The 1,091-nt window shown below is 48.4% G+C and carries 1 protein-coding gene; it reads right to left on the bottom strand.

What is annotated here, in order from left to right; translation table 11 throughout:
* Positions 1–35: 35 nt before the first annotated feature.
* Positions 36–986, bottom strand: coding sequence for an IS30 family transposase (locus tag HUS61_RS21105; RefSeq protein ID WP_063528617.1), 951 nt, complete (start codon positions 984–986; stop codon positions 36–38).
* Positions 987–1,091 lie beyond the last annotated feature (105 nt).

The following is a 1,091-nucleotide window of genomic DNA, read 5'->3' as shown; positions in this document are numbered from 1 at the left end:
CGCGAATTCAACCCCGAAGTGCACCACTCGCTAAATTAGGCCGCATTGCGTAATTCGTTAAACACAACGACAGGCTGTTTGTAACCTAGGCACTTTCTAGGTCTGGCGTTTAGCGCACGTTCTATATCGGCCACCTGCTTATCCGTTACCGTTCTTAAATCCGTGCCTTTGCGTATGTACTGGCGCAGTAAACCGTTGAAGTTTTCATTCAATCCGCGCTCCCATGAGGAATACGGATTCGCAAAATAAATATCAGTGTTGAGCTTATCTGCAACTAGCTCGTGGTCACAGAACTCGCTGCCATTATCAGCGGTTATCGTATGCACATGACGGCGATATCGCCACAGCATGCCTATCATGGCTCTGCTTACGTCTGCCGCGCTCTTTGCTGGCACTTTACGTATTAAATAAAGCTTGCTTTGGCGTTCAACTAGGCTGACTATGGCACCCGTTCCATGCTTACCCAGTACGGTATCAGCTTCCCAGTCACCGAACCGTCTTTTCTTGTCAACAATCGCTGGGCGGTGCTCAATGCCCACTCGGTTCGGGATAATGACACGCTTCGCACGACGACCTTTGCGATATCGTCGATGGCCTTGTCGTAAGTGCCTAAACAACTTGCCGCCACTCAATTTATCCCGTTGCACATAACCGTAAATCCATGCATGACTCACTGAAAGCCCAATAATCCGGCCCACGCCTGCAATTTGCTCGGGACTCCACTTTTGTTTTAATCCGAACTCAACAAAGGTGATGGTCAGCTTAGATAGACACGACTTTGCGGCTTGAACGCGCCTTTTGAGTGTCTTTGCCTGGGCGACTTCGGGTAGATAGTGATTTTCCCGGATCCTATTTCGTCTGATTTCTCGGCTAATGGTGCTATGACTGACTTTCAGGCGTTTGCCTATCTCACGATAACTAAAGCCCTCGCGTAAGTAGGCTTCTATCTGGTATCTTTGTCCTGCGATCAACTGCTTGTAACTCATGGTAAATGCTTCTGTTTGTTTGGCGACGATAGAGTACCACCAACAGGCAGTTGATCTCTTCTCACCGTTTAACCATGAGTGGTGCACTTATTATCTGAATTCGGG

Source organism: Pseudoalteromonas sp. 0802, assembly GCF_013350085.1.
Taxonomy (GTDB): Bacteria; Pseudomonadota; Gammaproteobacteria; order Enterobacterales; family Alteromonadaceae; genus Pseudoalteromonas.
Note: the sequence above shows the minus strand (reverse complement) of the source record. Positions and strands in the feature narration are given on the sequence as shown.